2 protein-coding genes are annotated in these 2,360 nt (G+C 71.5%); both read left to right on the forward strand.

The window, feature by feature from the left end:
• Positions 1 to 278: 278 nt before the first annotated feature.
• On the forward strand, positions 279 to 1,703 hold the full coding sequence (leuC, locus tag ACIQOV_RS37765) for a 3-isopropylmalate dehydratase large subunit (RefSeq protein WP_380543465.1): 1,425 nt from the start codon (positions 279 to 281) through the stop codon (positions 1,701 to 1,703).
• A gap of 3 nt (positions 1,704 to 1,706) precedes the next feature.
• Positions 1,707 to 2,303 (forward strand): 3-isopropylmalate dehydratase small subunit, encoded by a 597-nt coding sequence (gene leuD / locus ACIQOV_RS37770; RefSeq protein WP_401055301.1) that lies wholly within the window; start codon positions 1,707 to 1,709, stop codon positions 2,301 to 2,303.
• Positions 2,304 to 2,360: the final 57 nt, after the last annotated feature.

Consider the following 2,360-nt stretch of genomic DNA (forward strand, 5'->3'; position numbering starts at 1 on the left):
GCACAGGTCCGGGCGCCTCGCCGCGCTCCGGTCGCCAGTCGTCGCAGAGCAGCGGGTGGCCCTTCCGGCTTTCCGCGGGCCCTGCCGCCCGGCGGCGGAGGGGGACGGAGCGCTGTCCATGCGCTAAGACTGCGGTCTCACTCCGCGAGACACAAGTTCAATCTCCGGCGAAAAGCGCCACTCTGGACGGGAGCGGCCCGGGAGTCTCAGGGCGGCGCACACGCTTTGACCTCGACGACACGAGAAGGCCGGCAACGCGGCCGGCTGGAGGGAATCCGATGGGACGGACACTCGCAGAGAAGGTCTGGGACGACCACGTCGTGCGGCGCGCGGAGGGCGAACCCGACCTCCTCTTCATCGACCTGCACCTGCTCCACGAGGTCACCAGCCCGCAGGCCTTCGACGGGCTGCGGCTGGCCGGCCGCACGGTCCGCCGCACCGATCTGACGATCGCCACCGAGGACCACAACACCCCCACCCTGGACATCGACAAGCCGATCGCCGACCCGGTCTCCAGGGTGCAGCTGGAGACCCTGCGCAGGAACGCCGCCGAGTTCGGCGTCCGGATCCACTCGCTCGGCGACGTCGAGCAGGGCGTCGTGCACGTCGTCGGCCCGCAGCTCGGCCTGACCCAGCCCGGCATGACCGTGGTCTGCGGTGACTCCCACACCTCGACCCACGGCGCTTTCGGCGCACTGGCGTTCGGCATCGGCACCAGCCAGGTCGAGCACGTGCTGGCCACCCAGACGCTGCCGCTGGCGCCGTTCCGGACGATGGCGGTCACCGTCGAGGGCGAGCTGCCCGAGGGCGTCACCGCCAAGGACCTGATCCTGGCCGTCATCACGAAGATCGGCACCGGCGGCGGCCAGGGCTACGTCCTGGAGTACCGCGGTTCGGCGATCCGGAGCCTGTCCATGGAGGCCCGGATGACCGTCTGCAACATGTCGATCGAGGCCGGCGCCCGGGCGGGCATGATCGCCCCGGACGAGACCACCTTCGCGTACCTCCAGGGCCGCCCGCACGCCCCGCAGGGCGAGGACTGGGACGCCGCCGTCGCGTACTGGAGGACCCTGGGCACCGACGAGGACGCGGTCTTCGACCACGAGATCTTCATCGACGCGAGCGAGCTGACCCCGTTCGTCACCTGGGGCACCAACCCGGGCCAGGGCGCCCCGCTGGGCGCCGAGGTGCCGGACCCGGCGTCCTTCGCCGACCCGCAGGAGCGCCTGGCCGCCGAGAACGCCCTGGCGTACATGGGTCTGGAGGCCGGAACCCCGCTGCGCGAGGTGAAGGTCGACGCCGTCTTCGTCGGCTCCTGCACCAACGGCCGGATCGAGGACCTGCGGGCCGCCGCGGCCGTCGTGGAGGGCCGCCGGGTCGCCGACGGCGTCCGGATGCTGGTGGTCCCCGGCTCCGTCCGGGTCGCCCTCCAGGCCGTCGAGGAGGGCCTGGACAAGGTGTTCACCGCGGCCGGTGCCGAGTGGCGCCACGCGGGCTGCTCGATGTGCCTGGGCATGAACCCCGACCAGCTGGCCCCGGGGGAGCGCTGCGCCTCCACCTCGAACCGCAACTTCGAGGGCCGGCAGGGCAAGGGCGGCCGCACCCACCTGGTCTCCCCGCAGGTCGCCGCCGCGACCGCCGTCCTGGGCCGTCTCGCCGCCCCCTCCGACCTGTCCGCCGACGTCGCTGCCGTGGAGGCCTGAGCCATGGAGAAGTTCACCACCCACACCGGCCGGGCCGTGCCGCTGCGTCGCAGCAACGTGGACACCGACCAGATCATCCCGGCCCACTGGCTCAAGAAGGTCACCCGATCCGGTTTCGAGGGCGGCCTGTTCGAGGCCTGGCGCAAGGACGAGTCGTTCATCCTCAACCGGCCCGAGCGGCAGGGCGCCACGGTCCTGGTGGCCGGCCCCGAGTTCGGCACCGGCTCCTCCCGGGAGCACGCCGTCTGGGCGCTCCAGAACTACGGCTTCCACGCGGTCATCTCGTCGCGCTTCGCCGACATCTTCCGGGGCAACTCCCTGAAGAACGGCCTGCTGACGGTCGTCCTGCCGCAGGAGACCGTGGAACGGCTCTGGGCGCTCACGGAGAGTGACCCTTCGGCCGAGATCACCGTCGACCTGGAGGCGCGCGAAGTGCGTGCCGAGGGCGTCGTCGCGGCCTTCGAACTGGACGACAACGTCCGGTGGCGGCTGCTCAACGGCCTGGACGACATCAGCATCACCCTGCGGAACGAGGCCGACATCGCGGCCTTCGAGGAGACCCGCCCGGCCTTCAAGCCCCGTACTCTGCCGGTCGCCTGAGTTCCCCTCAGAACAAGCATTCTGACGATCCACCGGATGGCCCGTGCCCCCCTCGGG

The organism is Kitasatospora sp. NPDC091257 (assembly GCF_044757675.1).
Lineage (GTDB): Bacteria > Actinomycetota > Actinomycetes > Streptomycetales > Streptomycetaceae > Kitasatospora > Kitasatospora lactacystinica.